This window comes from Planotetraspora phitsanulokensis (assembly GCF_016863295.1).
GTDB classification, from domain to species: domain Bacteria; phylum Actinomycetota; class Actinomycetes; order Streptosporangiales; family Streptosporangiaceae; genus Planotetraspora; species Planotetraspora phitsanulokensis.
The window spans coordinates 446,027-472,633 of sequence record NZ_BOOP01000001.1 but is presented as its reverse complement, the minus strand read 5'-3'; the positions used below and the strand labels follow the sequence as shown (position 1 = coordinate 472,633).

The following is a 26,607-nucleotide window of genomic DNA, read 5'->3' as shown; positions in this document are numbered from 1 at the left end:
TGATCAGGAGGAAACCTGAAGGGTTGCAGACAAGTTGTGATATGAGCCGGAAACAGCGCTAGGCGTCGTCGTGGGACTGCCGCGGTTCCAGGGTCGGGTCGGCGCCCTCGTCGAGGGCCTCCCACATCGCCCTCTCGCCCGTGACCTTCCTGGGACGTGCGCCTCGCCGTCCCTCGCCGGCCGATCCGGTACGGCTGTCGCCGCCGGCCCGGTCGTACCGGCCCGACATGCCGGGCCACCTCGCGCCCCAGACGACCGCCGCCACTCCGGCGGCCAGCAGAACGAGACCGCCGGCGATGGAGAGCACGGGCCACGCCCACACCGGTGACTCCGAGACGGGTGCGCCGCTGGACATCATCGCCGACGTCGCGTGCTCGCGCGCCGCGGCGGCGATGGCCTCCGATCCCGTCCCCGTCCAGCTCGCCGCCGCGACCGCGAGGCCGCACAGGGCGATCACCACGGCGATCGCCCGCCTCGCCAGGCCGCGGGTGGCGAGCACGGCGACCGCGGCCGCCAGCGCCGCGAGAGTGGCCGGGGTGAGAGAGGCGGCGATCTCGCCGCCCGTGACTGCCACCTCGGCCGGGCCGGGCGCGCCGGTCTGCGACTGCAGGGTCACCGTGGCCCACGTGCGCCCGGCGGCCACCAGCACGAGCCCGGCGCCCACCGCGCACGTGATCAGCCAGACCGCGAGCGACCGCCGTGCCGTACGAGCCTGGCCGGGCACGGGCGTCACGTTCCGAGTGGTCATGCGTTTTCGCTTACCTCGAGCACGTCCGCATCGAAGCAGGTGCGGTCGCCGGTGTGGCAGGCGGCCCCCACCTGGTCCACCTTGAGCAGGATCGTGTCGCCGTCGCAGTCGAGCGCGGCGTGCCTGACCCACTGCACGTGACCCGAGGTGTCGCCCTTGACCCAGTACTCCCCGCGGCTGCGGGACCAGTAGGTCGCCCGGCCCGTGGTGAGGGTGCGGTGCAGCGCCTCGTCGTCCATCCAGGCGAGCATCAGCACCTCGCCGGTGTCGTGCTGCTGCACGATCGCGGGCACGAGCCCGTCAGCGGCGCGCTTCAGCCGTCCGGCGATCTTCGGATCGAGTGCCATGTGCCCAATTCTGCCGCACCGGGCTTCGGGGGCCGTCAGGCCAGGGGCGTGAGGAGGTGCTCGCTGTCCTTCGCCGACCAGCGCATCACCAGAGCGCGGCCCGTGCCCCGGTCCGGCATTTCCGCCGCCTTGTCCGGTCACCGGGCCCGGTGGAACACCCGTGAAAAGAAATGTGTGTCCGGTGCCACGCCCCGTTCGGATCGAAGCGGCCCGGAAAGGAGCGTGTCCACGTAGGCGACGAACGGCGGAGCGAAGAACGGGCGCGCGGCCGACCACATTTCCCTGAACTCGGGAACGGCGAAGTCCGCCTCCAGCACCTTTTTCCACGCGGCCCAGACGTGCTCCGGCAGGAGCCCCGCTCTGTAATTCAGATAGTTGAACTCGTGGAGCTCGATCTCAACGATGATGTAGAGCCTCTTCTGGTTCTTCCTGCGCGTCGAGGACCCGTAGCCCCGATGGGACAGGTGCCACGCCAGCAGGCCGGGATCGCGCCAGAAGAACATGGCGCGGGAGCTGGTGTTCGCCTGGACGAGCGTCTGGTGCAACGACGTCGCCAGTGACATGTTCTGCCGGCCGAGCGCGCGTAATTGCATCACGTTCAGAACGAGTGCGACCACGACCACGACGGCCGACACCGCTTGGAACCAGTCACCTGGACTCATTAAGTGCCCCCACGACGGCCAAAGTCGCATATAAGGACACATAACTTAATTGATCAGGAACTAATCGCTTATTGCCGTGATCGTGAGTATTCCGTAGCAGGAGATCTTTCCGGAAAACGGTTCACACCCCGGCCGTGACCAGGGACAGCGGGAGATCCCGCACCGGCCGTACGGCGAAGCCTTCGCCGCCGCGGTAGAGCGACCCGGCGATCCACCGCACGGTGTTGGACGAGACCACCCGGCCGCTCGCGTTGACGAGGAACGCCGGGGCGGGGATCTCTCGCAGCGCGGGGAGCACCGCGCCGTCGAATCGGCGGACGAACACGTCGGCCGCCGCGACGCCGACGAACGCGCCGTCGAGGACGACCGGCACCGAGAGCGTGAGGCTGTACTCGTCCGTGCACAGATAGTCGACGTACGGCCCGCAGATGGTGCGCTCGGCGCCGGAGAGCGGGCCGGTGTACCAGTCCCAGTGCGTGTAGTCGTAGAAGGCGCTGCTCGAGGGGTCGAGGTCGCGCAGCAACTGGACCGGGGCGCCCGCGGGGTGCTCCTGCCACCACTCGAGGTACCAGTGGGCGTCGGCGAGCAGGCCGGGCGCGGCGATGAACCCGATGCCCGCGATGAGCGCGGCGACGCCGTTGCCGGTCAGCCGCGCCCACAACAACGGCCGGAGCCCGGCGAGGTCGGCGGCGACCGGCGGGCGGCCGCGGCGCCGTACGCACCGGGCCGACGCGTCGCGCACCTCGCGCAGAGTGCCGAACACGCCCTCTACGGCGTCGGCCACGCGGGTGAGCGCCTCCGTGACGGCCTGGCTGTGGGGCCCGGCGCCCACATCTGTGATCATTTCTTACTCCTCGAGCCCCAGCCGAAGCTCGATGAGATGGTCGATCGCGTCGAGCACGTGCCGCTCGGCGAGGGCTCTGGCCTGGTCGCCGTCGCCGCTCTCGATGGCGCGGGCGATGGCGTGGTGCTGGGCGGCCATCTCATCGTGCCCGCCGAGCGCCTCGTGAGAAAGCCAGAGCAGAGGTCCGATGTCGGCCTGTAACCGGATCTCCTCCTGAGTGAGTCGTGCGGACTGCGAGGCGGCCGCCACCTCGATGTGGAACCGGCCGTCGAGCCTCCGGAGCTGGGCGATCATGCCAGGCGCCACCCGCGCGGCGACGGCGGCCATCTCGTCGAGGGAGCGCCACAGCGGCGCGACGTCGGAGGGCAGAGATCGCTGGGCGGCCAGCCGCGCCGCCGCTCCCGCGATGGCCGTGTAGTGGTCCCCCAGATCGCGCAACTCGTCGACAGCGATCAGGCGCAGCCGCGTGGCCACGTCGATCTCGGCGGGAGCCCGCACGAAGCTGCCGCCGCCGCGGCCGCGCCGGGTCTCGACCATCCCCTGCTGGCGCAGGGCCATGAGGGCCTCCCGGAGGGTGACCGTCGAGACGCCGAGGCTCGCGGCCAGCTCGGCCTCGCTGGGAAGCTGCTCCCCGTCGGCGAGCAGGCCGACGGCTATCGCGTCCGCGAGACGGCGGACCACGGCCTCGACCCGGGCGGTGCTGTCCACCGGCGAGAAGACGGCGAGCCGGGCGGCGTTCACCACCATGCCGTCCCCACCGCCTTCGCCGTCCCAGCTGAGAGGGAGCCGATCAACCCCCTGTCGGCCACGCCATCCCCGGGCCGGCGTTCCGCTGCGCCAGAAGTTAACACGGTGAATCCGGTCCGGGCCTTTACGGGAAACATTTAACCCCATATGTTTTCGGCCATGCCAGACCAAGCAGTCGGCCTCCGCGGCCTGCGCAAGACCTTCGGCAGCGTCGAGGCGGTCGCCGGCGTGGATCTCGACGTCGCCGACGGGGAGTTCTTCGCGATGCTCGGGCCGTCCGGTTCGGGCAAGACGACCGTGCTGCGGATGATCGCCGGATTCGAGTCACCGACGGCCGGGACGGTCGAACTGGCCGGCCGCGACGTCACCCGGCTCGCGCCGTTCGAGCGCGACGTGAACACCGTGTTCCAGGACTACGCCCTGTTCCCGCACATGAGCGTGCTGGAGAACGTGGAGTACGGCCTGCGGGTGAAGAAGGTGGCCCGGGCGCCGCGCCGGGAGCGCGCCCTGGAGGCCCTGCGCACGGTGCGCCTCGAAGGCTTCGAGAAACGGCGACCGGCCCAGCTGTCGGGCGGCCAGCGTCAGCGCGTGGCGCTCGCCCGCGCCCTCGTCAACCGCCCCCGCGTGCTCCTGCTCGACGAGCCTCTCGGCGCGCTCGACCTCAAGTTGCGCGAGGAGATGCAGATCGAGCTGAAGGCGATCCAGCGCGAGGTCGGCATCACGTTCCTGTTCGTCACCCACGACCAGGAGGAGGCGCTCACGATGAGCGACCGGGTCGCGGTGTTCAACCAGGGCAGGATCGAGCAGATCGGCACCCCCGCCGAGATCTACGAGCGGCCGGCGAGCGCGTTTGTGGCCGGATTCGTCGGCACCTCGAACCTGATCTCCGGCGAGGCGGCACGGGCCGTCCTCGGCAAGGAGGGGACCTACAGCGTCCGCCCGGAGAAGCTGCGGGTGGTCGGCGGCGACGGCGAGAGCGCCGGGCCGGACGAGCACAGCGCCGCGGGAACGGTGTCCGAGGTGGTCTACGCCGGGCCCGCGACCCGCTTCGTCGTCGACCTCGACGCCGGCGGGCGCCTGATCGCCCTGCAGCAGAACCTGCAGGTCTCGTCCATGGACGTCATGGGCCTGCGGGGCACCAGGGTCAGTCTCGTGTGGCACCGCCGGCACGAGTTCGCGATCGCGGACAGCCCGGACGTGAGCGAGGCCGCGCCCCGGGAAGCGGCACACCCATGACCCCGCCGCGCGGCGTCCCGACACCGCGCGGCGCGTCATGAACCGTCATCGAACAAGGAGAACCCATGAGATCCCCCCACCGGCGCATCGGCCGGCACAGTCTGATCGCCACCGCCGCGCTGGCGCTCGCCGCCGTGGCGGGGTGCGGCGGCGGCTCGTCGACGACGGGCTCGGCCCCCGCGCCGGGAAGCACCGGCTTCACCCCGCCCAAGATCGAGGCGCTGAAGTCCCTCGGGCAGGGAGAGGGCCAGGTCAACCTGGTGGCCTGGGCGGGTTACGCCGAGGACGGCTCCAACGACCCGAAGGTCGACTGGGTGCATCCCTTCGAGGAGGCCACCGGCTGCAAGGTCAACACCAAGACCGCCGGCACCTCGGACGAGATGTTCAACCTGATGAAGACCGGCGAGTACGACGCCGTGTCCGCCTCGGGCGACGCCTCGCTGCGGCTGATCGCCTCGGGCACGGTCGCCCCGGTGAACACCGACCTCATCCCCAACTACAAGGACGTGTTCGAGGGCCTCAAGCTCAAGCCGTGGAACTCCGTCAACGGGGTGGCCTACGGCGTGCCGCACGGCCGCGGCGCGAACCTCCTGATGTGGCGGACGGACAAGGTCACGACGCCGCCGGACTCGTGGGGCGTCGTGTTCGACCCCGCCTCGCCGTACAAGGGGCACGTGACGGCGTACGACTCGCCGATCTACATCGCCGACGCGGCGCTGTACCTCATGTCGGCCAAACCTGAGCTCGGCATCAAGGACCCGTACGCGCTGGACGACAAGCAGCTGCAGGCGGCGGTCGACCTGCTCAAGCAGCAGAAGGCGAACGTCGGCGAGTACTGGTCCGACTACACCAAGGCGGTCCAGAGCTTCAAGAGCGGCGACACCGTCGTGGGGACGACCTGGCAGGTCATCGCCAACCTGACCGAGGCCGAGAAGGCCCCGGTCCAGGTGACGCTGCCCAAGGAGGGCTCGACCGGCTGGTCGGACACCTGGATGGTCGCGGCCAAGGCCCAGCACCCCAACTGCGCGTACAAGTGGATGGACTGGATCATCTCCCCCAAGGCCAACGCCCAGGTGGCGGAGTGGTTCGGCGAGGCCCCGTCCAACGCCAAGGCGTGTGACGAGACGTCCGACAAGACGTTCTGCGACACCTACCACGCTCAGGACGAGGCCTACTTCTCCAAGGTCCACTACTGGACCACGCCGATCGCCCAGTGCCTGGACGGCCGTACGGACGTCAAGTGCACCGACTATTCGGAGTGGACCCGAGCCTGGACCGAGATCAAGGGCTGACCCCCCTCTTGGCCGTGATCATGCACAGGTTCGGGCGCAGGCCCGTTGACCAGTCTCAACCTCGAGCGTGATCATGCACGCGGTCATCGAGTGCATGATCACGCCAGAGGGTGGGGCAGGTCAGAGGGGCCGCACACGAATGTGTGCGTGATCACGGCAAGAAGACATGGAAAGTAGGGACGCATGACGGCTGGTGCCGCTATGGGGGACGCGCAGGCCACGGGGCTGCGGCGGGGGGTGGCGGCCTTCCTGCACAGACACGCCCGGGTACGGCTGTCGCTGCTGCTGTCGGCTCCCCTCGCCTGGCTGGGGCTGGCCTACCTGGGCTCCCTCGCCGCCCTGTTCGTGACCGCGTTCTGGTCGACCGACACCTTCACCGGCGACCTGGTCAAGGTCTTCACCTGGGCCAACTTCCACGACCTCGTCTCCGGCGACGTCTACCGGACGGTCGCCCTGCGCTCGGTGGGGGTCGCCGCCGCGGTGACGGTCATCGACCTGGTGATCGCCTTTCCCATGGCGTTCGCGATGGCCAAGCTCGCCTCGCCGCGGGCGCAGCGGTGGCTCGTGATCCTCGTCCTCACCCCGCTGTGGGCCTCCTACCTGCTCAAGGCGTACGCCTGGCGGGTGCTGTTGTCGTCCGACGGCATCCTCGGCTGGGGGTACGGCCTGACCGCGACGATCGCGACCCTCTCCTACCTCTGGCTGCCGTACATGATCCTGCCGATCTACGCCGGCCTCGAGCGGCTGCCCAACGCCCTGCTGGACGCGTCCGGCGACCTCGGGGCCCGCGGCTGGCGGACGTTCCGGACCGTGGTGTGGCCGCTGACCTTCCCGGCCGTCGTCGCGGGCTCGATCTTCACGTTCTCGCTGTCGCTGGGCGACTACATCACCGTGAAGATCGTCGGCGGCAAGTCCCAGCTCATCGGCAACGTCGTCTACGACAACATCGGCGCGGCCAACAACCTCCCGTTCGCCGCAGCCGTCGCGACGGTGCCGGTCGTGATCATGCTGGTCTACCTCGCGGCCGTCCGCCGTACCGGCGCCCTGGAGAATCTGTGAACCTTTCCCGTCCGGCCCGCCTGCTGCTCAGGGTCGCGCTGGTCGCCGGCCTCGGCGTCATCTACGTGCCGCTGGCCGTGGTGATCCTCAACTCCTTCAACGCCGACCGCACCTTCGGGTGGCCGCCCCCGGGGCTGACGTTCCAGTGGTGGCGGTCGGCGTGGAACTCCAGCGGGGTCCGCGACGCCCTGTGGACCTCGGTCCAGGCGGGGCTCGGCGCCACCGTGATCGCCCTGGTCCTCGGCACCATGGCCGCCTTCGCCGTGCAGCGGTACCGGTTCTTCGGCAAGAACACCGTCTCGCTGCTGATCGTGCTGCCGATCGCGCTTCCGGGGATCGTGACGGGCATCGCGCTGAGCAACACCTTCCACACGGTCCTCGGCGTCCCCCTCGGCATGCTGACGGTGATCGTCGGGCACGCCACCTTCTGCGTGGTCACGGTCTACAACAACGTGCTGGCCCGCCTGCGCCGCATGGGGCTCGGGCTCGAGGAGGCGTCGGCCGACCTGGGCGCCGACACGTTCACCACGTTCCGCCTCGTCACGTTCCCGATGATGCGGTCGGCGCTGCTCGCGGGCGGCCTGCTGGCCTTCGCGCTCTCGTTCGACGAGATCATCGTGACCACGTTCACCTCGGGGGCGGGGGTCAGGACCCTGCCCATCTGGATCTTCGAGAACCTCTTCCGCCCGAACCAGGCCCCCGTGGTCAACGTGGTCGCCGCCGCCCTCATCGTCGTCTCGATCGTCCCGATCTGGCTGGCCCAGCGGCTGTCCGGCGAGGCCACCACCCGCTGATCAGGAGGAGTGCGTGGCCGACGTCCAGGAGGCGTACAGGTCCGCGTAGACGCCGGGCTCCTCGACCAGGACGGCGTGGGGCCCCCGCTGGACGATGCGCCCGTGCTCGAACACGAGGACCTCGTCGGCTGCCTGCGCCGTCGACAGCCGGTGGGCGATGGAGACAGCGGTGCGGCCCCGGGTCACGCCGTCGAGGGCGCGCGCGAGCCGCACCTCCGTGGCGGGGTCGACCGCCGAGGTCGCCTCGTCGAGCAGCAGCAGATCGGGATCCGCCAGGTAGGCCCGGGCGAGCGCCACGAGCTGCCGCTCCCCCGCCGACAGCGACTCGCCGCGCTGGCCCACCTGGGTGTCCAGGCCCGCGGGCAGGCCCTCGACCCAGTCGGACAGGCCGAGCTCGGTCACGGCCAGCCGTACGTCGTCGAGGGTCGCGGACGGACGCCCGAAGCGGATGTTGTCGGCGAGGGAGGAGTCGAACAGGAAGCCGTCCTGGGGGACCATCACGATCCGTTCGCGCAGCGAGGAGAACCGCACGTTCCGCAGGTCGACGCCGTCGACGAGGACGCGGCCCGAGGTCGGGTCCATGAGCCGGGTGAGCAGCTTGGCGAACGTGGTCTTGCCCGAACCGGTCTCGCCCACGATGGCGAGGCGGGTACGCGGCCCGATCTCCACGGCCACGTCGTGGAGCACGGGGGCGCCGCCGGGGTAGGCGAAGCCGACGTTCTCGAACTCCACGGAGATCGGCCCCCGCGGCAGCGTCGCGCCGTTCTCCGGGTCGGCGACGTCGGCGGGCGTGTCGAGGACGCCGAGGATGCGCCGCCACCCGGCGATGGCGTTCTGCGCCTCGTTCAGCACCTCGGTCGCGGTCTGCAGCGGGCTGATGAACAGGGTGATCAGGAAGAGGAACGCGATGAGCCTGCCCGGCGTGATCGATCCGGACACGCCCAGCGCCACACCGGCCACCACGACTCCCGCGACGGCGACGGCGGCGACCAGCTCGGTGATCGGGAACGTGAACCCGATGATCTGCTGGGCCCGGGTCTGCGCCTTGCGCTGCTCGTCCACCGCGGCGCCGATCCGAGCGGACGTGCGGTCCTCCGAGCCGTAGGCCCGGATGACGGCGCTGCCGACGACCGACTCGCTGACCCCGGCGAGGACGTCTCCGGTCCGCTCGCGGACGCGGATGTACGCCCGGGCGACCAGCCGCTGGAACCGTGGCAGGGCGATCACCAGCGGCAGGAAGCACACCCAGACCAGCAGGGTGAGCTGCCAGGAGTAGACCGCCATGAGCACGGTCGCGACGATCAGCTGCCCGAGCGAGACGATGACGAGCAGCCCACCCCACTGCATGAACGTGCTGATCTGGTCGACGTCGCTCGTCACCCGCGAGACCAGAGCGCCGCGCCGCTCGGTGTTCTGGGTGAGCACCGACAGGTCGTGGACGTGGCGGAAGCCCTTGCCCCGCAGGGTGGCCAGGCCCGACTCGGTCGACCTGTAGAGCCTGACGTTCATGAGGTAGCCGCACAGGGCCGTCAGCAGGACGGCCACAGCGCACAGAGCGGTCGCGTTGCGGATGAACGGGACGTCGGGCACGCCTCCGCCGAGCCCGCGGTCGATCACCTGCTGCACGGCGATGGGGACGATGACCTTGCCGAGGGTCGCCAGCACGGCGAGGCACACCGTGCCCGCGAGTCCGACGCGGAATTCGGGCGACAGCCGCAGGCCGTGCCGGATCGTCTCGAACGCCGTCCGCTCGGCGGCCTGGAGGCCGCCGGGCCTTTCGCCGGTGGTGGTCGTCTCCTCTGTCACGGCGGTCATGCCACGATCTCCTCGTCGGTGTCGAGCGCGGCCCGTTCGGCCTCCTCGCGCTCGTAGGCGGTCACCAGGGCCCGGTAGCCCTCGCAGCGCGCCAGCAGCAGTTCGTGCGGGCCCTGGTCGGTGACCCTGCCGTGCTCCAGGTAGACGACCTCGTCCGCCAGGGCGATCGTCGCCATCCGGTAGGCCACGACGATCACCGTGGAGCCGGCCGCGCCCTCGCGCAGGCCGTGCAGGATGCGCTTCTCCACCTGGGGGTCCACGCTGGAGGTGGCGTCGTCGAGGATGAGCAGCCGGGGTTTGCGGACGACCGCCCTCGCGAGCGCGATCCGCTGCCGCTGCCCGCCCGACAAGGAGGTGCCCCGCTCGCCGACGCGCGTGTCCAGCCCGGACGGCAGGGCGCTGACGAACCCGTCGGCCTGCGCCAGGCGCAGGGCCGCCCACACGGTCTCGTCCGGGATGTCCCAGCCCAGCGTGATGTTGCCGCGGACGGTGTCGTCGAACAGGAACGTCTGCTGGAGCACCAGGGCCACCGCGTCGCTGACGCCGCCCCGCGCGACCTCGCGCACGTCGGTCCCGTCGATCCGCACGGCGCCGTCGTCGGGGTCGATCAGCCGTCCGAGCAGCAGGGTGAGCGTGGACTTGCCCGAGCCCGTCGGCCCGACGACGGCGACGGTGCGGCCCGGCTCCACCGCGAAGTTCACGTCGGTGAGCACGCTGGCGTCGGGAAGGTAGCCGTAGGTCACCCCGTCGGCCCGGACGCCCGCGGGGCTGTCGCCGGCCAGGCCGGCCGTGCCGTACTCCATGGACCCGGTGGCGTCGAGGACGTCCTGCACCCGGGTCCAGCCGACGACGCTGCGGGGAAGCTCGGCGAGCACCCAGCCGAGCGCGCGGACGGGGAACGCGAGGAGCGTGAAGAGGTAGGCGACCTGGATGAGGTCGCCGGCGACGACGTCGCCCGCCTCGAGCCGCATCGCGCCCACCAGCAGCACGGCCAGCACGCCGATCGTCGGCAGCGCCTCGAGCAGCGGGTCGAACAGCCCGCGCACCCGGCCGACGGCGACGTTGGCGTCGCGCAACTGGTCGGCGCGCGCCTGGAACCTGCGGGCCTCCGCGTCCTCCCGGCCGAGCGTCTTCACGACGAGCGCGCCGTCGAAGCTCTCGTGCGCGACCTCGCTCACCTCGGCCCTGAGCTGCTGCGCGCGCATCGCGAGGGGGGACAGCTTGCGCTGGTAGATCAGGTTCAGTACGGCGATAGCCGGAAATATCAGGAAGCCGACGACGGCGAGGACGGGGTCGATGAGCAGGATCGCCCCTGCCGCCGTCACGAGCATCACGATGACGCCCACGGCCATCGGGAGCGGCGCGAGCGGCGCCCAGGCGGCCTCGACGTCGGAGTTGGCGTTGGACAGCAGCTGACCCGTCGGATGCCGGTGGTGCCAGGCGAGCGGCAGTCGCAGATACTGCCGGGTCACCGCGCGCCGGGAGCGGGCCTGCATCCGGTACTGCATCACTCCGGCGAGGATCCGCCTGCCCATGACACCGGCGGCCTTCAGCACCGCGACGCCGACGATCAGCAGGGCCGCGCCGACCAGCGCGCCGGTGTGGAACCGGCCATCGCGGAAGGCGGGAAGGACGACGTCGTCCGTCGCCCGGCCGAGCGCCCACGAGGATCCGACGGTCATGATGCCGTAGACCGCGCTAGCGAGCACCGCGCCGGTGAAGATGCGCGGCTCCGCCCTGATCGCCGTGCCGATGACCCGCAGCCCACGGGCCATGACGGATCTGTTCGGGCGCGCGGGGGAGTCATTCGACGGCACGCCGGGTTTCCTCTCGATCGGGGACCATCTGGCCGCCCGGTCCGAGCGCCAGCGAATCGGACGTTACCTACCCCGGCGCGCGCGCGGATCGGCCTCCCGACCGACGCCACACCAAGCCTTTAGTCCTAGATATTCCTTATCATCACGATCAACTGAATTATTCCTTGGCCTGCCTGGTGATCACAGAGGGCGGTCGGGACTAGGCTGCCCCCCGTGAGTTTTGTACGGGACGAACGTGCGGCCATCTCCACGACTCTGGACGAACTCGGCCCCGATGCTCCGACGCTCTGCGAGGGCTGGACGACGGCCGACCTCGCCGCGCATCTCGTGCTCCGCGAGCGCCGCCCCGACGCCGCCGGGGGCATCGCGCTGAGCTTCCTGTCCGGCTACACCGGCTCCGTCCAGAACCATCTCAAGAACGGCCGGCCGTACGCCCAGCTCGTCCAGTTCGTACGGCAGGGCCCGCCGATCTGGTCCCCGTACCGGGTTCCCGGGCTGGACAGGCTCGTCAACTCCGTCGAGCTGTTCGTCCACCACGAGGACGTCAGGCGGGCCCAGCCCGGCTGGGAGCCCCGCGAGCTGCCTCCGGAGTCGGAGGAGGCCCTGTGGCAGCAGCTCAAGAGCGGCGCCCGGCTCTTCATGCGCAAGTCGCCGGTGGGCGTCGTGTTCCGGCGCACCGCAGGCGGCGAGGTCGTGGCCAAGAAGGCCACGCCCGAGGCGGTCGTCACCGGGGACACCGGCGAGCTGATCCTGTTCGCCTTCGGGCGGGGGGAACACGCCCGGGTGACCTTCGAGGGCGACGCCGACGCGGTGCGGCGGCTGCGCGAGACCCGTCTGGGCATGTGACACGGTAAATCGATCTAGACGGAAATCACGCATAACCTTGGCATGATGCGGCAGCATGAGGGCAGCGCCTCATGGTTGGAGCCCCGATGAACGCCAAGAAGATAATCACCTACGTGGTGGTCGCATTCGTCATCTTCTATCTGTTCACGCAGCCCACGGCCGCCGCCGCGGCGGTGAAGGGCCTGTTCGACGGGGTCTCCACCGGGGCCGAGCGGCTGTCGTCGTTCTTCACGACGCTTGTGAGCGGCTGAGCCCGGCCGCGATCTCAGCTGAGCCCTTCCGCGTTCTCAGCGGATGGGATGGTAGGGGCTCGTGGCCTCCCGGCTAGTTATGATCTTCCGTGTCGCCGGGTACAAACAGCCGGGAAACTGACTGCAGGAGGCCCCCCAATGCAGGTCAAGAAGGTTCTTACGTACGCGGCCATCGCGTTCGTGGTCTTCTACCTCTACAACCAGCCGCGCGCGGCCGCCGGCGCCGTGAACGGCGCCTTCGACATGGTGAACACCGGCGCCACCCGTCTCGCCACCTTCTTCACGACGGTCCTGCAGTGATGTGATCCCGGCCGGGTGTGCCGAAGGGGATTCCGCACACCTGGTCCCGTCTCCACCCTCGTCACCGCGCCGAAAAGGCGGCGCGGTGGCGTGGCGGCCCTTCCACCGGCGGCCCTCGCGTGTTACGCAGGCAGGATGGGAGACCGCCACAGTGCCGCCGACGCTCGACAACTCGATCCCGTCGCCCGCAGAGTCCTCGAACGCGTCGAGGTCGACGGCATCGAACTGGTCCGATTCCTCTATGCCGACCACGGCGGAGTGATCCGCGGCAAGGCCGCCGGGCGCTCCCGCCTCTCCGAACGGCTCGGCACGGGCATCGGCCACACGGTGGCGATGATGGCCATGTCCATGCTCGACCGGCTCCAGCCGGTCGAGGGCATGGGTCCCGTGGGCGAGGTCCGCATCGTCCCCGATCCGGCGACCTTCGTCCCGCTCCCCTACGCGTCCGGCGCCGCCGCGATGCTCTCCGATCTCCAGGAGCTCGACGGGAGCCCGTGGGCCGCCTGCCCGCGGACGTTCCTCAAGGACGCCGTGGCCCTGCTCGGCGCCGAGGGCCTCACCCCCGTCGCGGCGTTCGAACCCGAGTTCACGCTCGGCCGCAGACTCCCCGATCCGACCGGCGGCCCCGACCGGCTCGTGCCCATCGACGACAGCCTGTGCTACGCCGCGGCCGGTTTCGACCTCGCCCACGACTACACCATGGCGCTCGTACGGGCCCTGGAGGCTCAGGGGCTGCCGATCGAGCACTACTACCCCGAACTGGGCGCCGGCCAGCACGAGCTGTCCATCAGGCCCACGACCGCGCTCAAGGCCGCCGACAACCACGTGATCTACCGGGAGACCGTCCGGGGTGTGGCCTTCCGGATGGCGATGTGGGCCTCGCTCGCGCCCAAGCCGATCGCCGACCAGCCGGGCAACGGCGCCCACCTGCACGTCTCCCTGTGGGACGCCGATCTGGAGCACAACCTGTTCGCCGACGGCAAGGGCGACCTGTCCGCGCTGGGCCGCCGCTTCATCGGGGGCGTCCTCGCCCACCTGCCCGGCCTCGTGGCGCTGACCAGCCCCAGCGTCAACAGCTACCGGCGCCTCCAGCCCCGCAGCTGGGCCGGCGCGTACGCCTGCTACGGCCCGGACAACCGCGAGGCGGCGGTCCGGATCTGCTCGCCCATGAGCGGGAACGTCGAGGCCTCGACGAACCTCGAGATCAAGCCCTCGGATTCGTCGGCCAACCCCTACCTGTCGCTCGGCGCCGTCCTCCACGCGGGACTGGACGGCATCCGGCGGGAGCTCGACCCCGGCAAGCCCGTCATGGTGGATCCCCACACGCTGACCGAGAAGGCGCGTGCCCGGCTGGGCTGCGAGCGACTCCCCGCCACCCTCGCGGAGGCGCTGGACGCGCTGGAGGCCGACCGGCTCCTCATGGACGCCCTGGGGCCGTTGCGGAGCGCCGCCTACCTGGCCGTCAAACGGTCGGAGGCCGCGGACTTCGCCGACCGGGACGTCGCGTTCGAGACCTTCCAGCATTTGCGCGCGTTCTGAGCCCGCGCCGTCCCCGCGCGCCGGCCGGGGAAGGGCGTGGGCGGGACGAGCCCTCCCTCGTGGAAATGGGCGCTCCAGGCCGGCGCGAGCCTCGTGGAAAGGGGCGCCCCAGGCCGGCGCGAGCCTCGAGGAAAGGGGCGGTCCGGGCTGGGGCGCTCCAGGCCGGCGCGAGCCTCGTGGAAAGGGGCGCCCCAGGCCGGCGCGAGCCTCGTAGAAAGGGGCGCTCCGGGCTGGCGCGGGGCCCCGTGGCTCCGTTTTAATCGGCTCGATGAACCCGATCGGCATCAAGGAGGTCGCGGCGCACGCCGGCGTCTCCCCCGGCACCGTCTCCAACGTGCTCAACCGCCCGGAGAAGGTCGCCGCCGCGACCCGCGAGCGGGTCCAGCGGTCCGTACGCGAGCTGGGATTCGTCAGGCACGGCTCCGCGTCGTCGCTCCGGGCCGGGCACAGCAGGACCATCGGGCTGTCCGTCATCGACATCGGCAACCCCTTCTTCACCGATGTCGTCACCGGGGTCGAGGACATGGCGAGCGAGCTCGGCTACGCGGTGATCCTCGGCAACTCGGCGGGGAACCCCGCGAAGGAGGAGCGGAACCTGCTCGTCCTGTCCGAGCAGCGGGTGCGCGGGGTGCTGATCACTCCGTCCGGCGAGGACCCGGTCCCGCTCGACCGCATCCGGGAGCGCGGCATCAACCTCGTCCTGGTCGACCACCCGGCCCACCGGCCCGACCAGTGCTCGGTGGCCGTCAACGACGTGGCCGGCGGCCGGCTCGCGGTCGCCCACCTGCTCGAGCGGGGAGCCCGCCGCGTCGTCTACGTGAGCGGCCCCTCGTCCATCCGGCAGTGCCAGGAGCGCCTGGAAGGCGCGCGGCAGGCCGTGCTGCAGGCGAGACTGGACCCGGCGATCGCGCTCGCCGAGCTGACGGTGACCAGCATGAACGCCGCGTGCGGGCAGGAGGCGGCCGAGACCCTGCTGTCGTCGGGAGCGCTGCCGGACGCCGTGTTCTGCGCCAACGACCTGCTGGCTCTGGGCCTGCTGCGCGGGCTGCTCCAGGCCGGGGTGCGCGTGCCCGGCGACGTGATGCTGATCGGCTACGACGACATCGACTTCGCCGCCGCCTCAGCCGTGTCGCTCAGTTCGATCACCCAGCCGACGTACCGGCTCGGCCGCATCGCCACCCAGTTGCTGCTCGACGAGTGCGACAACCCCGAGGGCCACACCCACCAGCAGATCATGTTCCAGCCGACGCTGGTCGTCAGAGAGTCGACGGCCGCGCAAATCGCCACCTCCTAATCAGGGGGAAAGGACAACGAATCGTCAGCGCGTGGAATGCAATACCGTTCGGTTCACTCTATTTCCGGTTGATTCGCCTAGACGGGATTCGATGCCCGGGCCGACGATGGAAGGGCAAATCCCCGATCGCCGTTCCAACGGCCCTGATCGGATAGGAGAAAACATGAACGGAAAGCGTCTCCCAGCTCTTCTGGGTCTGGCACTCCTTCCCGCCATCGCCTTCGGGGCCGCGCAGACGGCCGAGGCCGCCACGCACGACCCCGGAAGCTCGTCGGTCGCCGACACGGCGTCCGGCACCGACATCCGAACCAACATCGGCGCCAACATCGGAACCGCGTCCGAGTCCTCGTCCAGTTCGGTCTCCGGCATGCCGCAGGACCGGATGCGGACCCACGACCCGGTGGACGAAGAGTCCACGGAATCCGAGGAGTCCGAGCAGCAGGCGGGCAACATTCCCGAGGAGACCTCGCGAGAGGAGTCCATGCGGGAGGAGTCCCTCACCGGCACGCCCATGCAGGAGCAGTCCATGCGGGACGAGTCCGAAACGCCGATCGCGGAGCCCCGGCACCGCTGGTCGGAGCAGAGCGAGGAACAGGGCGAGTGACGCACCCGCACGGCACGCGGTGAGTGAAACCAAGCGCCGCGGAAAAAGCGTCACATGAATACGGATACGGCCTCCAGTGAATCTGGAGGCCGTGTTCTCGCATATTCGGCGAATTTCCGGGAATCGCCGCACGGGCCGGATCGCCGCCGCGCGGAATTCAAACTCCCCCAGCGGTAAAGAGCATTTCCGCCTTTTCCGCCGGGCGCTCAGCGGACGGGATGACCCGCGGCCCGCAGCGTCTCCTTCACCTCGTGGATCTTGAGCTGGCCGAAGTGGAACACCGAGGCGGCGAGCACGGCGTCCGCCCCCGCCTCGACGGCCGGCGGGAAGTCCTCCAGCCGTCCCGCGCCGCCCGAGGCGATCACCGGGACCGTCACCGCCGCGCGCACGGCCCTGAGCATCTCCAGGTCGTAGCCCGCCTTGGTGCCGTCGCCGTCCATCGAGTTGAGCAGGATCTCCCCCACGCCGAGCTCCTGGCCCCGCGCGGCCCACTCCACGGCGTCGAGACCGGTGCCGCGGCGTCCGCCGTGGGTGGTCACCTCGAAGCCGGAGGGCGTGGGCGGCCCGTCGACGACCCGGCGGGCGTCGACGGACAACACGATGCACTGGGAGCCGAACCGCCGCGACGCCTCGGTGAGCAGTTCGGGCCGCGCGATGGCCGCGGTGTTGATGCCCACCTTGTCGGCGCCCGCCCGCAGCAGCCGGTCCACGTCGTCGACCGCCCGGATCCCCCCGCCGACGGTCAGCGGGATGAAGACCTGCTCGGCCGTACGGCGGACCACGTCGAGCATGGTCTCCCGCTCGCCCGACGACGCGGTGATGTCGAGGAACGTCAGCTCGTCGGCGCCCTCGGCGTCGTAGCGGCTCGCGAGCTCGACCGGGTCGCCCGCGTCACGCAGGTTCTCGAAGTTGACGCCCTTGACGACCCGCCCGGCGTCCACGTCCAGGCAGGGGATGACCCGCACCGCGACGGTCATGGCGACCTCTCCCCCCGATAGGCCTCTACCTCGACCTCCACCAGCATGCGCGGGTCCACGAGCCCCGCGATCTGGACGCTTGTGCAGGCGGGCCGTACGGTGCCGAACACCTTGCCGTGCGCCCGCCCGACGGCCTCGAAGTCGTCGGCGTTCACGACGTAAAGGCGCGTGCGGACGACCTCGGAGACGGACACGCCCGCCTTCTCCACCGCGTCGAGGGCGATGGAGATCGCCGTCAGCGTCTGGTTGTAGGCGTCGCCGACGTGCTGGATCTCCCCGCCGACGGTGGCGGTGCATCCGGAAACGAAGATGTGCGGGCCCGCGACGACCGCGCGCGCGTAGCCGTACCGGTCCTCCCAGGGACCGCCGGACGAGATCCGGGTGAAGGTGACGTGCTCGCTCATCGGCCGCTCACCGCCGCGAGTGCCTCTTCCAGCGTGAACGCCTGGGCGTACAGGGCCTTGCCGACGATTGCGCCTTCGACGCCCTCGGGGACGAGGGTGGACAGGGCGCGCAGGTCGTCGAGCGAGGACACGCCGCCGCTGGCGATCACCGGCCGGTCGGTCCTGGCGCAGACGTCGCGGAGCAGGTCGAGGTTGGGGCCGCGCAGGGTGCCGTCCTTGGTCACGTCGGTGACGACGTAGCGGGGGCAGCCCTCGGACTCCAGCCGGTCGAGGACCTCCCACAGGTCGCCGCCCTCCTGGGTCCAGCCGCGCGCGGCGAGGGTGGTCCCCCGGACGTCGAGCCCAACCGCGATCTTGTCGCCGTGCTCGGCGATGATCTTGGCGCACCAGGCGGGGTCCTCCAGCGCGGCCGTGCCGATGTTGACGCGGCGGCAACCGGTGGACAGGGCCGCCTCGAGCGAGGCGTCGTCCCGGATGCCCCCTGACAACTCGACCTGCACGTCCAGGGCACCGACCACGGAGGCGAGCAACGCACGGTTGTCACCCCGGCCGAACGCCGCGTCCAGGTCGACCAGATGGATCCACTCCGCACCGGCCTCCTGCCAGGCCAGCGCCGCGGCGAGCGGATCGCCGTACGAGGTCTCCGTCCCGGCCTCACCCTGCACCAGGCGGACCGCCTGGCCGTCCGCGACGTCCACGGCAGGGAGCAATACGAGCGACATGGGTCACGACCTCCGGTCGAAGACGATGGTGACGAGCACGGGCATCAGCAGAATGGAGAAGATCAGGACGCCGAGCCGGGCCATCCAGCCGTCGAGCAGGATCCAGGCGATCACCTGGACGATGAACCACAACAGCACGAGAACGCCGTTCTCGGTGCGGCGCCGCCGCGCGAGCCGGCCCTGCTGCCTGGCCACGCGGACCGGCCGCGGCAACACCGCGGTGACGCGGCCGCGCAGCTCGCGCCGCCTGGCCGCTCTGGCCTCGCGCACGGCGCGAGCGGCGGCGAGGCGTTCGCGCTCGGCTTCGCGCTCCGCCCTCCGCCTGGCCCGCTCCTTGCTCATCGTGTCTCCCGTCCCGGCCGCCGGCTCGGCCCGCTCACAACGTGCGCAGCCAGTTGGCCAGCAGCGCCGCTCCGGCGTCGCCGGACTTCTCGGGGTGGAACTGGGTGGCCGACAAGGGCCCGTTCTCCACGGCCGCGACGAACGGCACGCCGTGCTCGGCCCAGGTGACCAGCGGCTGGTTGAAACCGGGGCCGGCCGTGAGCCGCCAGTCGCGCACGCCGTAGGAGTGGACGAAGTAGAAGCGGGTGCCCGCCTCGATCCCGTCGAACAGCACGCTGCCGGACGGCACGTTGACCGTGTTCCACCCCATGTGCGGGAGCACGGGCGCGTCGAGGCGCTCGACGGTGCCGGGCCACTCGCCGCAGCCCTCGGTGTGGACGCCGTGCTCGACGCCCTTCTCGAACAGGATCTGCATCCCGACGCAAATGCCGAGCACCGGGCGCCCGCCCGCGAGGCGGCGTCCCACGATCTGGTCGCCGCGGACGCTCTTGAGTCCCTCCATGCAGGCGGAGAAGGCCCCGACGCCGGGGACGACCAGCCCGTCGGCCTCGAGCGCGGCGTCCCAGTCGGCGGTCACCGTCACGTCGGCGCCCACCCGGGCCAGCGCGCGCTCCGCCGAGCGGAGGTTGCCCGATCCGTAGTCGAGGATCACGACACGTCTGTCTACTGCCACCACATCACCCCTGCCGTGATCGCCAGCGCGGCTCCGATTCCGGTCAGCGCCGCGAGCACCTTGAGCTTCTGCCGTATGGCGGAGTAGACCCCTCCGAGGAGGAAGAGCCCAATGAAGATCATGCCACCTGACGCGAGCGTCATCAGAGGACGCCCTTCGTGCTGGGCACGCCGGTCGCGCGCGGATCCCGCTCCGAGGCCTCGCGCAGGGCGCGGGCCAGGGCCTTGAACTGTGCCTCGACGATGTGGTGGGCGTTTCGCCCGTACGGCACGTGCACGTGGAGGCAGACCGCCGCCTGGGCGACGAACGACTCCAGGATGTGCCGCGTCATGCTCGTGTCGTAGTCCGGGCCGATCATGGGGGCCATGCCCTCAGGCTCGGTGTGCACGAGGTACGGCCGTCCGGACAGGTCGACCGTGACCTGGGCCAGCGCCTCGTCGAGGGGGCACGACGCGCTGCCGAAGCGGCGGATGCCCGACTTGTCGCCGAGGGCCTCGCGGAACGCCGCGCCCAGCGCGATCGAGGTGTCCTCGATCGTGTGGTGGGAGTCGATGTGCAGGTCGCCCTCGGTCTTCACGGTCAGGTCGAACAGACCGTGCTTGCCCAGCTGGGCGAGCATGTGGTCGTAGAACCCGACACCGGTCGCGACGTCGACGACACCGGTGCCGTCCAGGTCGACCTCGACCAGCACCGACGTCTCCTTGGTGCTGCGCTCGACCCGGCCGCGGCGTTCGTCACTCATCCGAGGATCCCTTCCAGGGCGGCCCTGAAGGCCGCCATCTCGTCCTTCGTTCCGATCGACACCCGGAGCCAGCCCGCCGGACCGGTCTCCCTGATCAGAACGCCCTGCTCAAGCAGCCCCTCCCATACGGCGCGCCGGTCTGGAAACCTACCGAATAGCACGAAGTTGGCATCCGAGTCAGCGACCGACAGGTCACGATGCCGTAGCCACTCGACGGTCGCGTCCCGTTCGGCCCGCAGCGTGCCGACGGTCGCGAGCAGTTCCTCGCGGTGCGCCAGCGCCACCCGGGCCGCCGCCTGGGTCAGGGTCGACAGATGGTACGGCAGGCGGACCAGGAGCATGGCGTCGACGACGGCCGGATCGGCGGCCAGATACCCCAGCCGCGCGCCCGCCATGGCGAACGCCTTGGACATGGTCCGCGTGACGATCAGGCGCGGATTGGCCGGCAGCAGGCTGAGGGCGGACGGCGTGCCGGTCCGCGCGAACTCGGCGTACGCCTCGTCGACCACGACCACGCCCGGGGCCGCGGCGACGATCCGCTCGATCACGTCGAGGGGCAGTGCCGTGCCGGTCGGGTTGTTCGGCGAGGTCAGGAAGACGACGTCCGGGCGGTGGGTCTCGACGGCCTGGACGGCGGCGGCGACGTCGATCGAGAAGTCCTCGTCACGCGCGCCCTCGATCCAGCGGGTGCTGGTGCTCCCCGCGATGATCGGGTGCATGGAGTAGGACGGCTCGAACCCGATGGCCGAGCGCCCCGGGCCGCCGAACGCCTGGAGGATCTGCTGGATGATCTCGTTCGACCCGTTGGCCGCCCAGAGCTGGCGGGCGGTGAGGCCGTGGCCGAGGTAGTCGGCGAGGTCCTTGCGCAGGTCGACCGCGTCCCTGTCGGGGTAGCGGTTCAGCGTGGCCGCACCGTGCCGCACGGCCCGCGCGAGATCGTCGATCAGCGCGGCCGAGGGCGGGTACGGGTTCTCGTTGGTGTTGAGCTGGACGGGCACGTCGAGCTGTGGCGCTCCGTAGGGCTGCCTGCCCCGTAGATCGTCGCGGATCGGCAGGTCGTCGAGCGTCATGAGGGCACTTCCCAGTCGAAGCGGGCACGGACGGCGGCGCCGTGGGCGGGCAGGTCCTCGGCGTCGGCCAGCGCGCTGACGTACGGAGCCGCCTCGGCGAGGGCCTCGCGGGTGTAGTCCACGACGTGGATGCCCCGCAGGAACGTCTGCACGGAGAGCCCGGAGGAGTGGCAGGCGCACCCGCCGGTCGGCAGCACGTGGTTGGACCCGGCCATGTAGTCGCCGAGCGAGACCGGCGCGTACGGGCCGACGAAGATCGCCCCGGCGTTGCGGACCCGGGCGGCCACCTCGCGCGCGTCCGCCGTCTGGATCTCCAGGTGCTCGGCCGCGTAGGCGTCCACGACCGCGAGGCCGGCCTCGACGTCCGAGACGAGCACGATGCCGGACTGGCGGCCCGACAGGGCCTCGGTGATCCGCTCCGAATGGCGGGTCGCGGCGACCTGGCCCGGCAGTTCCTTCTCGACCGCGTCGGCGAGCTCAGGGCTCGTCGTGACCAGCACCGCGGCGGCGATCACGTCGTGCTCGGCCTGGCTGATCAGGTCGGCCGCGACGTGCACGGGGTCGGCGGTCTCGTCGGCGAGGATCGCGATCTCCGTCGGGCCGGCCTCGGAGTCGATCCCGATCCGCCCCTTGAGCAGCCGCTTGGCCGCCGCGACCCAGATGTTGCCCGGCCCGGTGACCATGTCGGCCCGCGGGCACTCCTCGGTGCCGTAGGCGAACATCGCCACGGCCTGGGCGCCGCCCACGGCGTGGACCTCCTCGACCCCGAGCAGCGCGCAGGCCGCCAGGATCGTCGGATGCGGCAGCCCGCCGAACTCCTTCTGCGCCGGCGAGGTCACCGCCAGCGACCGGACCCCGGCCTCCTGGGCCGGCACGACGTTCATGACCACGCTGGACGGATAGACGGCGCGCCCGCCCGGCACGTACAGCCCCACGCGGCCGACGGGCACCCAGCGCTCGGTCACCGTGCCGCCCGGCACGACCTGGGTCGTGGTGTCGGTGCGCCGCTGGTCGCGATGGACGAGGCGGGCCCGCCTGATCGACTCCTCCAGGGCGGCGCGCACAGCGGGGTCGAGCACGTCGAGGGCCTCGGCGATCTTCTCCGGGGGGACCCGGGTCGAGGCCAGGTCGACCCCGTCGAACCTCGCCGTGAGCTCCCGGACGGCCTGTGCGCCACGATGGCGCACGTCCTCGCAGATGGGCCGCACCTTCTCCAGGGCGGCCTCGACGTCGAGCTCGGCGCGGGGCAGCACGTCACGCAGGTCGCCGGGCAGCGACCCGCGCAGGTCGATACGGGAAATCACCGTCTTAGTCTACGGATGACCAGCGACAGATCCCGTTCTGCCCACTATGCGGGACGCCGTGTTTCGCAAAAAGAGATTTCTCCCATTTTTATGATCTATGCCGGTTTGTCGATGCCACATGCTCAGTGACCCTCCCGGTGAGCCGGGGCGGACGGGCGCGTACGGCCCGGCCGCCCGGCGATCACCGTGTGCGTACGGCTACCCCTTCTGGGACAGCTGGAACGACTGCGCGGCCGTGCCGTTGCACGTGTACTGCTGGAGCTGGACGGAGTCGGACGCCGAGGCGCCGGGCACGTCCAGGCACTTGCCGCTGAGGCGGTTGACGAAGTGGTAGTAGCCGCCACCTTCCGAGACGGCCTGCCACTGCTGGTTGCCGCCCCCGCCGTACGCCCAGAGCTGGAGGGGGGCGCCGTCGGCCGTCGACACGCCGGTCACGTCGATCACCTGGGCGGGGTTGTTGCGGTTGTTCAGCCGCGCGAACCCGCCACTGGTCGGCTGGACCTGGAACTGCTGGGCGAGTGTGCCGTTGCAGGTGTACTGCTGGACGGCGGTGCCGTTGGCCGTGGCGGCCGCCCGCGCGTCGACGCACTTGCCACTGGCGCGGCCGACGAGGCCGTACCACGCCGTCGGGGAGATCGTGTCCGACGGCGGAGGTGGAGTGCTCCCCCCGCCCAGCCACAGCAGGCTGTCGACGACGAACCGGTTCTGGGTGTCACTGGCGAACGTGGACGACAACCGGGTGTTGGTCGAGTAGTTCATGGCGTTGTGCCCGAAGTTCGCGTACACCATCTTGTAGTTCTTGTTCGTCCACATGATCGGGTAGTAGCCGCTGTACCAGGTCTGGTTGGGGTCCGTCCCGACCGGGAAGCTCGACTGGTCGATCGACCCGAGGATCTTGATGTTGGGGTTGTTCCTCAGGTCGTTGTTCCAGCTGTACCACTCGCTCACCGACGAGGTGAACGTGCCGGGCAGGCGCGCCGTGGTCGGATGCCCGGCGCCGCCCTCGTTGCGGACGGTGACCGCGGTCGGGCCCCACGTGTTGGACCTGAACGCCCCGGTTCCCAGGAACTCGTTGTGGTACCACGACCAGCTCTGCGGGTTGGTGTTGAACGCCGACACGTGGAACCCCATCCAGGCCCCGCCGCCCCGCATGTACTGCTCGAACGCCGACCGCTGCGCGGCGGTCTGCGGAAGGTCGTCCAGGAACATGACGACCTGGTACTGCGCGAGGGTGGCGGCGTTCAGCCGGCTCCAGTCGGTGGTCGCGGTGTAGGAGAAGTCGTTCTGCGCGGCGGCCTGAGGGAACCACTGGTTCGCCTCTTTGGTGAAGTCGATGTGGGCCGCGTCCCAGGTGCCGCTGTAGAAGGCGAGCACCTTGAACTGCGGGGCGGCGGCCGCCCGCGCGGGGTCGTGGGCGGGGACGGCGGCGAGCCCCAGCGCGACGGCGAACACGGCGAGCAGCCGGGTCCACGTACGCGTCACCCCCATGTCGTGCCTGGTCATGTGCATGGTCCTTCGTTCGATGACGGCGTCCGGCAGGAACGGGGCCCGTCCGCCTACGGGCACGGCGATGACCGGATCAAGGATGATGATCTGTTCTCTGCCGACTTGAGTCAAGTCATGTGAAATGCGCGGTAAGGAGAAGGTCGGGGCCGTGCGGATCGCTAGTCTGTCCGGCGTGAGCAAGACCAAGGGCAAGGGCGGCCAGGGAACTCCGGCGACCGTCGCGCTGACGCAGGCGAAGGCGGAGTTCACCCTCCACCCCTACGACCACGACCCGAACGCCCAGGCGTACGGCGAGGAGGCGGCCGACGCGCTCGGCGTGCCGTACGAGCGGATCTTCAAGACGCTGGTCGCGGAGACCGAGGCGGGCCTCGCCGTCGCGGTGGTCCCGGTGGCGGGCAAACTGGACCTGAAGGCCTTCGCCGCGGCGCTCAAGGGCAAGCGGGCGGCCATGGCGGACGCGGTCAAGGTGGAGCGGGTCACCGGCTACGTCGTCGGCGGCATCAGCCCGCTCGGGCAGCGCAAGAGGCTGCCCACGGTGGTCGACGAGTCGGCGCTCGGCTTCGAGACCGTCTACTTCTCCGCGGGCCGCCGCGGACTGCAGATCGAGACGGCCCCGGCCAATCTCGTACGGCTCACGCAGGCGGTCACCGCCCCCATCGCGAAGGCCTGAGCCTGTCGACTGTTGCCATCGCCGACGGCCGCTCCCCCACCCGAGACTCGTAGCGAAGGACACACGGAACGGGGACGAACGTGACCGAACTGGTCGAGCTGACCGCGACGGAGATGTCGGCGCTGCTGCGCGAGCGGCGGGTGAGCGCCGTGGAGCTCATCGAGGCGCATCTGCGACGGATCGACGAGGTCGGCGACCGGCTCAACGCCATCGTCACACTGGTGGCCGATCGGGCGCTCGACCAGGCCGCGCAGGCCGACGCCGACCTGGCGCGCGGCCACTGGCGCGGCCCGCTGCACGGGCTCCCCGTCGCGCACAAGGACCTGGTCGACACGGCCGGGGTCAGGACGACGTACGGCTCACGCGTCTTCGCCGGCCACGTGCCCGACCAGGACGACCTGCTGGTGCGCCGGGTCAGGGACGCGGGCGGCATCATGATCGGCAAGACCAACACCCCCGAGTTCGGCACGGGGTCGCACACGGTCAACGAGGTGTTCGGGGCGACCCGCAACCCCTACGACCTGTCCAGGAGCGCGGGCGGCAGCAGCGGCGGCGCAGCGGCCGCGCTGGCCGGCCGCATGGTGCCCCTGGCGGACGGCTCGGACATGGGCGGATCCCTGCGCAACCCCGCGTCCTTCTGCAACGTCACGGGGCTGCGGCCGACCCCCGGGCGCGTTCCTTCGGCGTCGGCGAGCGCGGCCTGGTACACGCTCTCGGTGCCGGGCCCCATGGCGCGCACGGTGGCCGACCTGGCGCTGTTCATGAGCGGCATCGCGGGCTTCGACCCGGCCTCGCCGTACGCGATCAGGGAGGACGGCTCGGTCTTCGCGGGCTCCCTGGAGCGTGACTTCACGGGCGCGCGGATCGCGTTCAGCCCCGACCTCGGCGGGCTGCCGGTCGACCCGGAGACCGCACGGGTGACCGCGCAGGCCGTGGGCGTGCTGACGGGCCTCGGCGCCACGGTGGAGGAGGTCGCCCTCGACCTGTCCGACGCCGAGGACGCCTTCCGGATCTACCGCTCGTGGTACTACGCCCTCGCGCTCGGCGACCTGCCGGAGGCGGGACCCAACGTCACGTGGAACGTGGAACAGGGCCGCACGGTCACGGGAGCCGACCTCGCCCGGGCCGAGCGGCTGCGCACCGGCCTGTTCCACCGGATGAACGCCTTCTTCGGCGAGTACGACTTCCTGATCGCGCCGGTCAGCCAGGTGCCGCCGTTCCCCGTCGAGGACCCCTACGTCCTGGAGATCGACGGCACGCCGATGCCCGACTACCTGGCGTGGATGCGGTCCTGCTACTGGATCAGCGTGCTCCACGCGCCGGCCATGTCGGTGCCCTGCGGGTTCACCTCCGGAGGGCTGCCCGTCGGCGTGCAGATCGTCGGAAGGCCGTGGGCCGACGTCGACGTCCTGCGACTGGGCCACGCGTTCGAACGGGCGACGGGCACCTGGCGAAGGATGCCGGAGCTCCCCGGGGCTCAGGCGTCTCCGCGCAGCCGGTAGGTCAGCACGAACTCGAGGATCCAGAAGACCCCCGTGGCCACGACCGGCCAGGCGAACAGCACGCCGTGCGCGGTGAGGCCGAGCGACGTGGACGTGGTCAGCCCGCCCGCCGCGGAGGCCTGGATCGTTCCCTTCGCCGAACTCCCGACCAGTGACGCGACGTAGGAGGCCAGCAGCCCGCCGCCGGCGATGCCCAAGACGGCGGGAACGGGCCGGGCACGCGACAGAAGGTAGGCCACGACGCCGCAGACGAGGCCGCACACCGCGCCGATGACGGCGAACCAGCCGTCCGCGGCGATGAGCGACTGACCTTCGAGATCCGCCGGCTGCGGCCCGATGTCGGTCAGGACGTACTGGGTGGGCGGCGCGACCGCCGACCACACGAATCCGGCCGCCACCCCGAGCAGGACCAGGACGAGGACGGTCGTGACCAATGTTGTCAGATTGCCCTTCAAATGCCGCACCGTCCAGATGGTACCTACATGGTGATCGGAGAAAGC

The 26,607-nt window shown here is 70.7% G+C and carries 30 protein-coding genes; 12 read left to right on the top strand and 18 right to left on the bottom strand.

Features of this window, described 5'->3' with window-relative positions:
- Window positions 1-58: 58 nt before the first annotated feature.
- The 5 genes from Pph01_RS02195 to Pph01_RS02175 form a co-directional block, all read right to left on the bottom strand.
- The gene (locus Pph01_RS02195; RefSeq protein WP_204071160.1) at window positions 59-748 is read right to left on the bottom strand and encodes a TIGR02234 family membrane protein; all 690 of its coding nucleotides are present in this window, start codon (window positions 746-748) and stop codon (window positions 59-61) included.
- Entirely contained in the window at window positions 745-1,095 is a 351-nt protein-coding gene (gene hisI / locus Pph01_RS02190) for a phosphoribosyl-AMP cyclohydrolase (protein WP_203880514.1), read from the bottom strand. The genes Pph01_RS02195 and hisI overlap by 4 nt, the downstream gene beginning before the upstream one ends.
- Window positions 1,096-1,232: 137 nt before the next feature.
- Window positions 1,233-1,757: a hypothetical protein gene (locus tag Pph01_RS02185; RefSeq protein ID WP_204071159.1), complete on the bottom strand. Its 525-nt coding sequence runs from the start codon at window positions 1,755-1,757 to the stop codon at window positions 1,233-1,235.
- A gap of 121 nt (window positions 1,758-1,878) precedes the next feature.
- The gene (locus Pph01_RS02180; RefSeq protein ID WP_204071158.1) at window positions 1,879-2,601 is read right to left on the bottom strand and encodes a cache domain-containing protein; all 723 of its coding nucleotides are present in this window, start codon (window positions 2,599-2,601) and stop codon (window positions 1,879-1,881) included.
- Window positions 2,602-2,604: 3 nt separating this feature from the next.
- Window positions 2,605-3,348, bottom strand: a complete 744-nt coding sequence (locus Pph01_RS02175; RefSeq protein ID WP_204071157.1) for a FadR/GntR family transcriptional regulator — start codon at window positions 3,346-3,348, stop codon at window positions 2,605-2,607.
- A gap of 159 nt (window positions 3,349-3,507) precedes the next feature.
- Here Pph01_RS02175 and Pph01_RS02170 point away from each other — a divergent pair, with 159 nt between their 5' ends.
- The 4 genes from Pph01_RS02170 (at window position 3,508) to Pph01_RS02155 (ending at window position 7,729) form a co-directional block, all read left to right on the top strand.
- Window positions 3,508-4,584 carry an ABC transporter ATP-binding protein gene (locus tag Pph01_RS02170; RefSeq protein ID WP_239116358.1) on the top strand — a complete coding sequence of 359 codons (1,077 nt, stop codon included), beginning with the start codon at window positions 3,508-3,510 and terminating at the stop codon, window positions 4,582-4,584.
- Window positions 4,585-4,649: 65 nt separating this feature from the next.
- Entirely contained in the window at window positions 4,650-5,876 is a 1,227-nt protein-coding gene (locus Pph01_RS02165) for an ABC transporter substrate-binding protein (protein ID WP_204071155.1), read from the top strand.
- A 183-nt stretch (window positions 5,877-6,059) separates the two neighbouring features.
- Window positions 6,060-6,935: an ABC transporter permease gene (locus Pph01_RS02160; RefSeq protein ID WP_239116357.1), complete on the top strand. Its 876-nt coding sequence runs from the start codon at window positions 6,060-6,062 to the stop codon at window positions 6,933-6,935.
- Entirely contained in the window at window positions 6,932-7,729 is a 798-nt protein-coding gene (locus Pph01_RS02155; protein WP_204071154.1) for an ABC transporter permease, read from the top strand. The genes Pph01_RS02160 and Pph01_RS02155 overlap by 4 nt, the downstream gene beginning before the upstream one ends.
- On the opposite strand, the gene Pph01_RS02150 is transcribed toward Pph01_RS02155, so the two are convergent.
- Together Pph01_RS02150 and Pph01_RS02145 are read right to left on the bottom strand one after the other, a co-directional pair.
- Window positions 7,730-9,544, bottom strand: coding sequence for an ABC transporter ATP-binding protein (locus tag Pph01_RS02150; RefSeq protein ID WP_204071153.1), 1,815 nt, complete (start codon window positions 9,542-9,544; stop codon window positions 7,730-7,732).
- Entirely contained in the window at window positions 9,541-11,319 is a 1,779-nt protein-coding gene (locus Pph01_RS02145) for an ABC transporter ATP-binding protein (RefSeq protein ID WP_204071152.1), read from the bottom strand. Before Pph01_RS02145 ends, Pph01_RS02150 begins: the two co-directional genes overlap by 4 nt.
- A gap of 255 nt (window positions 11,320-11,574) precedes the next feature.
- Between Pph01_RS02145 and Pph01_RS02140 the strand changes: the two genes are divergently transcribed.
- The 6 genes from Pph01_RS02140 (at window position 11,575) to Pph01_RS02115 (ending at window position 16,195) form a co-directional block, all read left to right on the top strand.
- Window positions 11,575-12,207, top strand: coding sequence for a TIGR03085 family metal-binding protein (locus Pph01_RS02140; RefSeq protein WP_204071151.1), 633 nt, complete (start codon window positions 11,575-11,577; stop codon window positions 12,205-12,207).
- Window positions 12,208-12,293: 86 nt separating this feature from the next.
- On the top strand, window positions 12,294-12,458 hold the full coding sequence (locus Pph01_RS02135; RefSeq protein WP_204071150.1) for a hypothetical protein: 165 nt from the start codon (window positions 12,294-12,296) through the stop codon (window positions 12,456-12,458).
- A 138-nt stretch (window positions 12,459-12,596) separates the two neighbouring features.
- Entirely contained in the window at window positions 12,597-12,758 is a 162-nt protein-coding gene (locus Pph01_RS02130) for a hypothetical protein (protein ID WP_203880524.1), read from the top strand.
- A 135-nt stretch (window positions 12,759-12,893) separates the two neighbouring features.
- Window positions 12,894-14,297 carry a glutamine synthetase family protein gene (locus Pph01_RS02125; protein ID WP_204071149.1) on the top strand — a complete coding sequence of 468 codons (1,404 nt, stop codon included), beginning with the start codon at window positions 12,894-12,896 and terminating at the stop codon, window positions 14,295-14,297.
- Window positions 14,298-14,565: 268 nt separating this feature from the next.
- The gene (locus tag Pph01_RS02120; RefSeq protein ID WP_204071148.1) at window positions 14,566-15,591 is read left to right on the top strand and encodes a LacI family DNA-binding transcriptional regulator; all 1,026 of its coding nucleotides are present in this window, start codon (window positions 14,566-14,568) and stop codon (window positions 15,589-15,591) included.
- 163 nt (window positions 15,592-15,754) lie between these two features.
- Window positions 15,755-16,195 (top strand): hypothetical protein, encoded by a 441-nt coding sequence (locus tag Pph01_RS02115; RefSeq protein WP_204071147.1) that lies wholly within the window; start codon window positions 15,755-15,757, stop codon window positions 16,193-16,195.
- A 206-nt stretch (window positions 16,196-16,401) separates the two neighbouring features.
- On the opposite strand, the gene hisF is transcribed toward Pph01_RS02115, so the two are convergent.
- From hisF to Pph01_RS02070, 10 genes are all read right to left on the bottom strand, one after another.
- The gene (gene hisF, locus Pph01_RS02110; protein ID WP_204071146.1) at window positions 16,402-17,172 is read right to left on the bottom strand and encodes an imidazole glycerol phosphate synthase subunit HisF; all 771 of its coding nucleotides are present in this window, start codon (window positions 17,170-17,172) and stop codon (window positions 16,402-16,404) included.
- The gene (locus tag Pph01_RS02105; RefSeq protein ID WP_204071145.1) at window positions 17,169-17,576 is read right to left on the bottom strand and encodes a RidA family protein; all 408 of its coding nucleotides are present in this window, start codon (window positions 17,574-17,576) and stop codon (window positions 17,169-17,171) included. The genes hisF and Pph01_RS02105 overlap by 4 nt, the downstream gene beginning before the upstream one ends.
- Window positions 17,573-18,298 carry a bifunctional 1-(5-phosphoribosyl)-5-((5-phosphoribosylamino)methylideneamino)imidazole-4-carboxamide isomerase/phosphoribosylanthranilate isomerase PriA gene (priA, locus tag Pph01_RS02100; protein ID WP_204071144.1) on the bottom strand — a complete coding sequence of 242 codons (726 nt, stop codon included), beginning with the start codon at window positions 18,296-18,298 and terminating at the stop codon, window positions 17,573-17,575. The genes Pph01_RS02105 and priA overlap by 4 nt, the downstream gene beginning before the upstream one ends.
- 3 nt (window positions 18,299-18,301) lie before the next feature.
- The gene (locus tag Pph01_RS02095) at window positions 18,302-18,640 is read right to left on the bottom strand and encodes a hypothetical protein (RefSeq protein WP_204071143.1); all 339 of its coding nucleotides are present in this window, start codon (window positions 18,638-18,640) and stop codon (window positions 18,302-18,304) included.
- Window positions 18,641-18,674: 34 nt separating this feature from the next.
- Entirely contained in the window at window positions 18,675-19,313 is a 639-nt protein-coding gene (hisH, locus tag Pph01_RS02090; protein ID WP_204071142.1) for an imidazole glycerol phosphate synthase subunit HisH, read from the bottom strand.
- Complete coding sequence (locus Pph01_RS43225) at window positions 19,304-19,435, bottom strand: CG2302 family histidine operon protein (RefSeq protein ID WP_275412784.1); 132 nt, start codon at window positions 19,433-19,435, stop codon at window positions 19,304-19,306. Before Pph01_RS43225 ends, hisH begins: the two co-directional genes overlap by 10 nt.
- Before the next feature lie 20 nt (window positions 19,436-19,455).
- On the bottom strand, window positions 19,456-20,055 hold the full coding sequence (hisB, locus tag Pph01_RS02085) for an imidazoleglycerol-phosphate dehydratase HisB (protein ID WP_204071141.1): 600 nt from the start codon (window positions 20,053-20,055) through the stop codon (window positions 19,456-19,458).
- Window positions 20,052-21,125, bottom strand: a complete 1,074-nt coding sequence (locus Pph01_RS02080; RefSeq protein WP_204071140.1) for a histidinol-phosphate transaminase — start codon at window positions 21,123-21,125, stop codon at window positions 20,052-20,054. Before Pph01_RS02080 ends, hisB begins: the two co-directional genes overlap by 4 nt.
- The gene (hisD, locus tag Pph01_RS02075; RefSeq protein WP_204071139.1) at window positions 21,122-22,429 is read right to left on the bottom strand and encodes a histidinol dehydrogenase; all 1,308 of its coding nucleotides are present in this window, start codon (window positions 22,427-22,429) and stop codon (window positions 21,122-21,124) included. Before hisD ends, Pph01_RS02080 begins: the two co-directional genes overlap by 4 nt.
- A gap of 198 nt (window positions 22,430-22,627) precedes the next feature.
- Complete coding sequence (locus Pph01_RS02070; RefSeq protein WP_204071138.1) at window positions 22,628-23,932, bottom strand: RICIN domain-containing protein; 1,305 nt, start codon at window positions 23,930-23,932, stop codon at window positions 22,628-22,630.
- A gap of 175 nt (window positions 23,933-24,107) precedes the next feature.
- Between Pph01_RS02070 and ybaK the strand changes: the two genes are divergently transcribed.
- A complete protein-coding gene (gene ybaK, locus Pph01_RS02065; protein ID WP_239116356.1) occupies window positions 24,108-24,605 on the top strand; it encodes a Cys-tRNA(Pro) deacylase in 498 nt (165 codons plus the stop codon).
- An 80-nt stretch (window positions 24,606-24,685) separates the two neighbouring features.
- Window positions 24,686-26,107 carry an amidase gene (locus tag Pph01_RS02060; protein WP_239116355.1) on the top strand — a complete coding sequence of 474 codons (1,422 nt, stop codon included), beginning with the start codon at window positions 24,686-24,688 and terminating at the stop codon, window positions 26,105-26,107.
- Here the strand turns inward: Pph01_RS02060 and Pph01_RS02055 are convergent.
- Window positions 26,083-26,571 (bottom strand): hypothetical protein, encoded by a 489-nt coding sequence (locus Pph01_RS02055; RefSeq protein WP_204071136.1) that lies wholly within the window; start codon window positions 26,569-26,571, stop codon window positions 26,083-26,085. The two genes, Pph01_RS02060 and Pph01_RS02055, sit on opposite strands and share 25 nt — an antisense overlap.
- Between the last annotated feature and the right edge of the window lie 36 nt (window positions 26,572-26,607).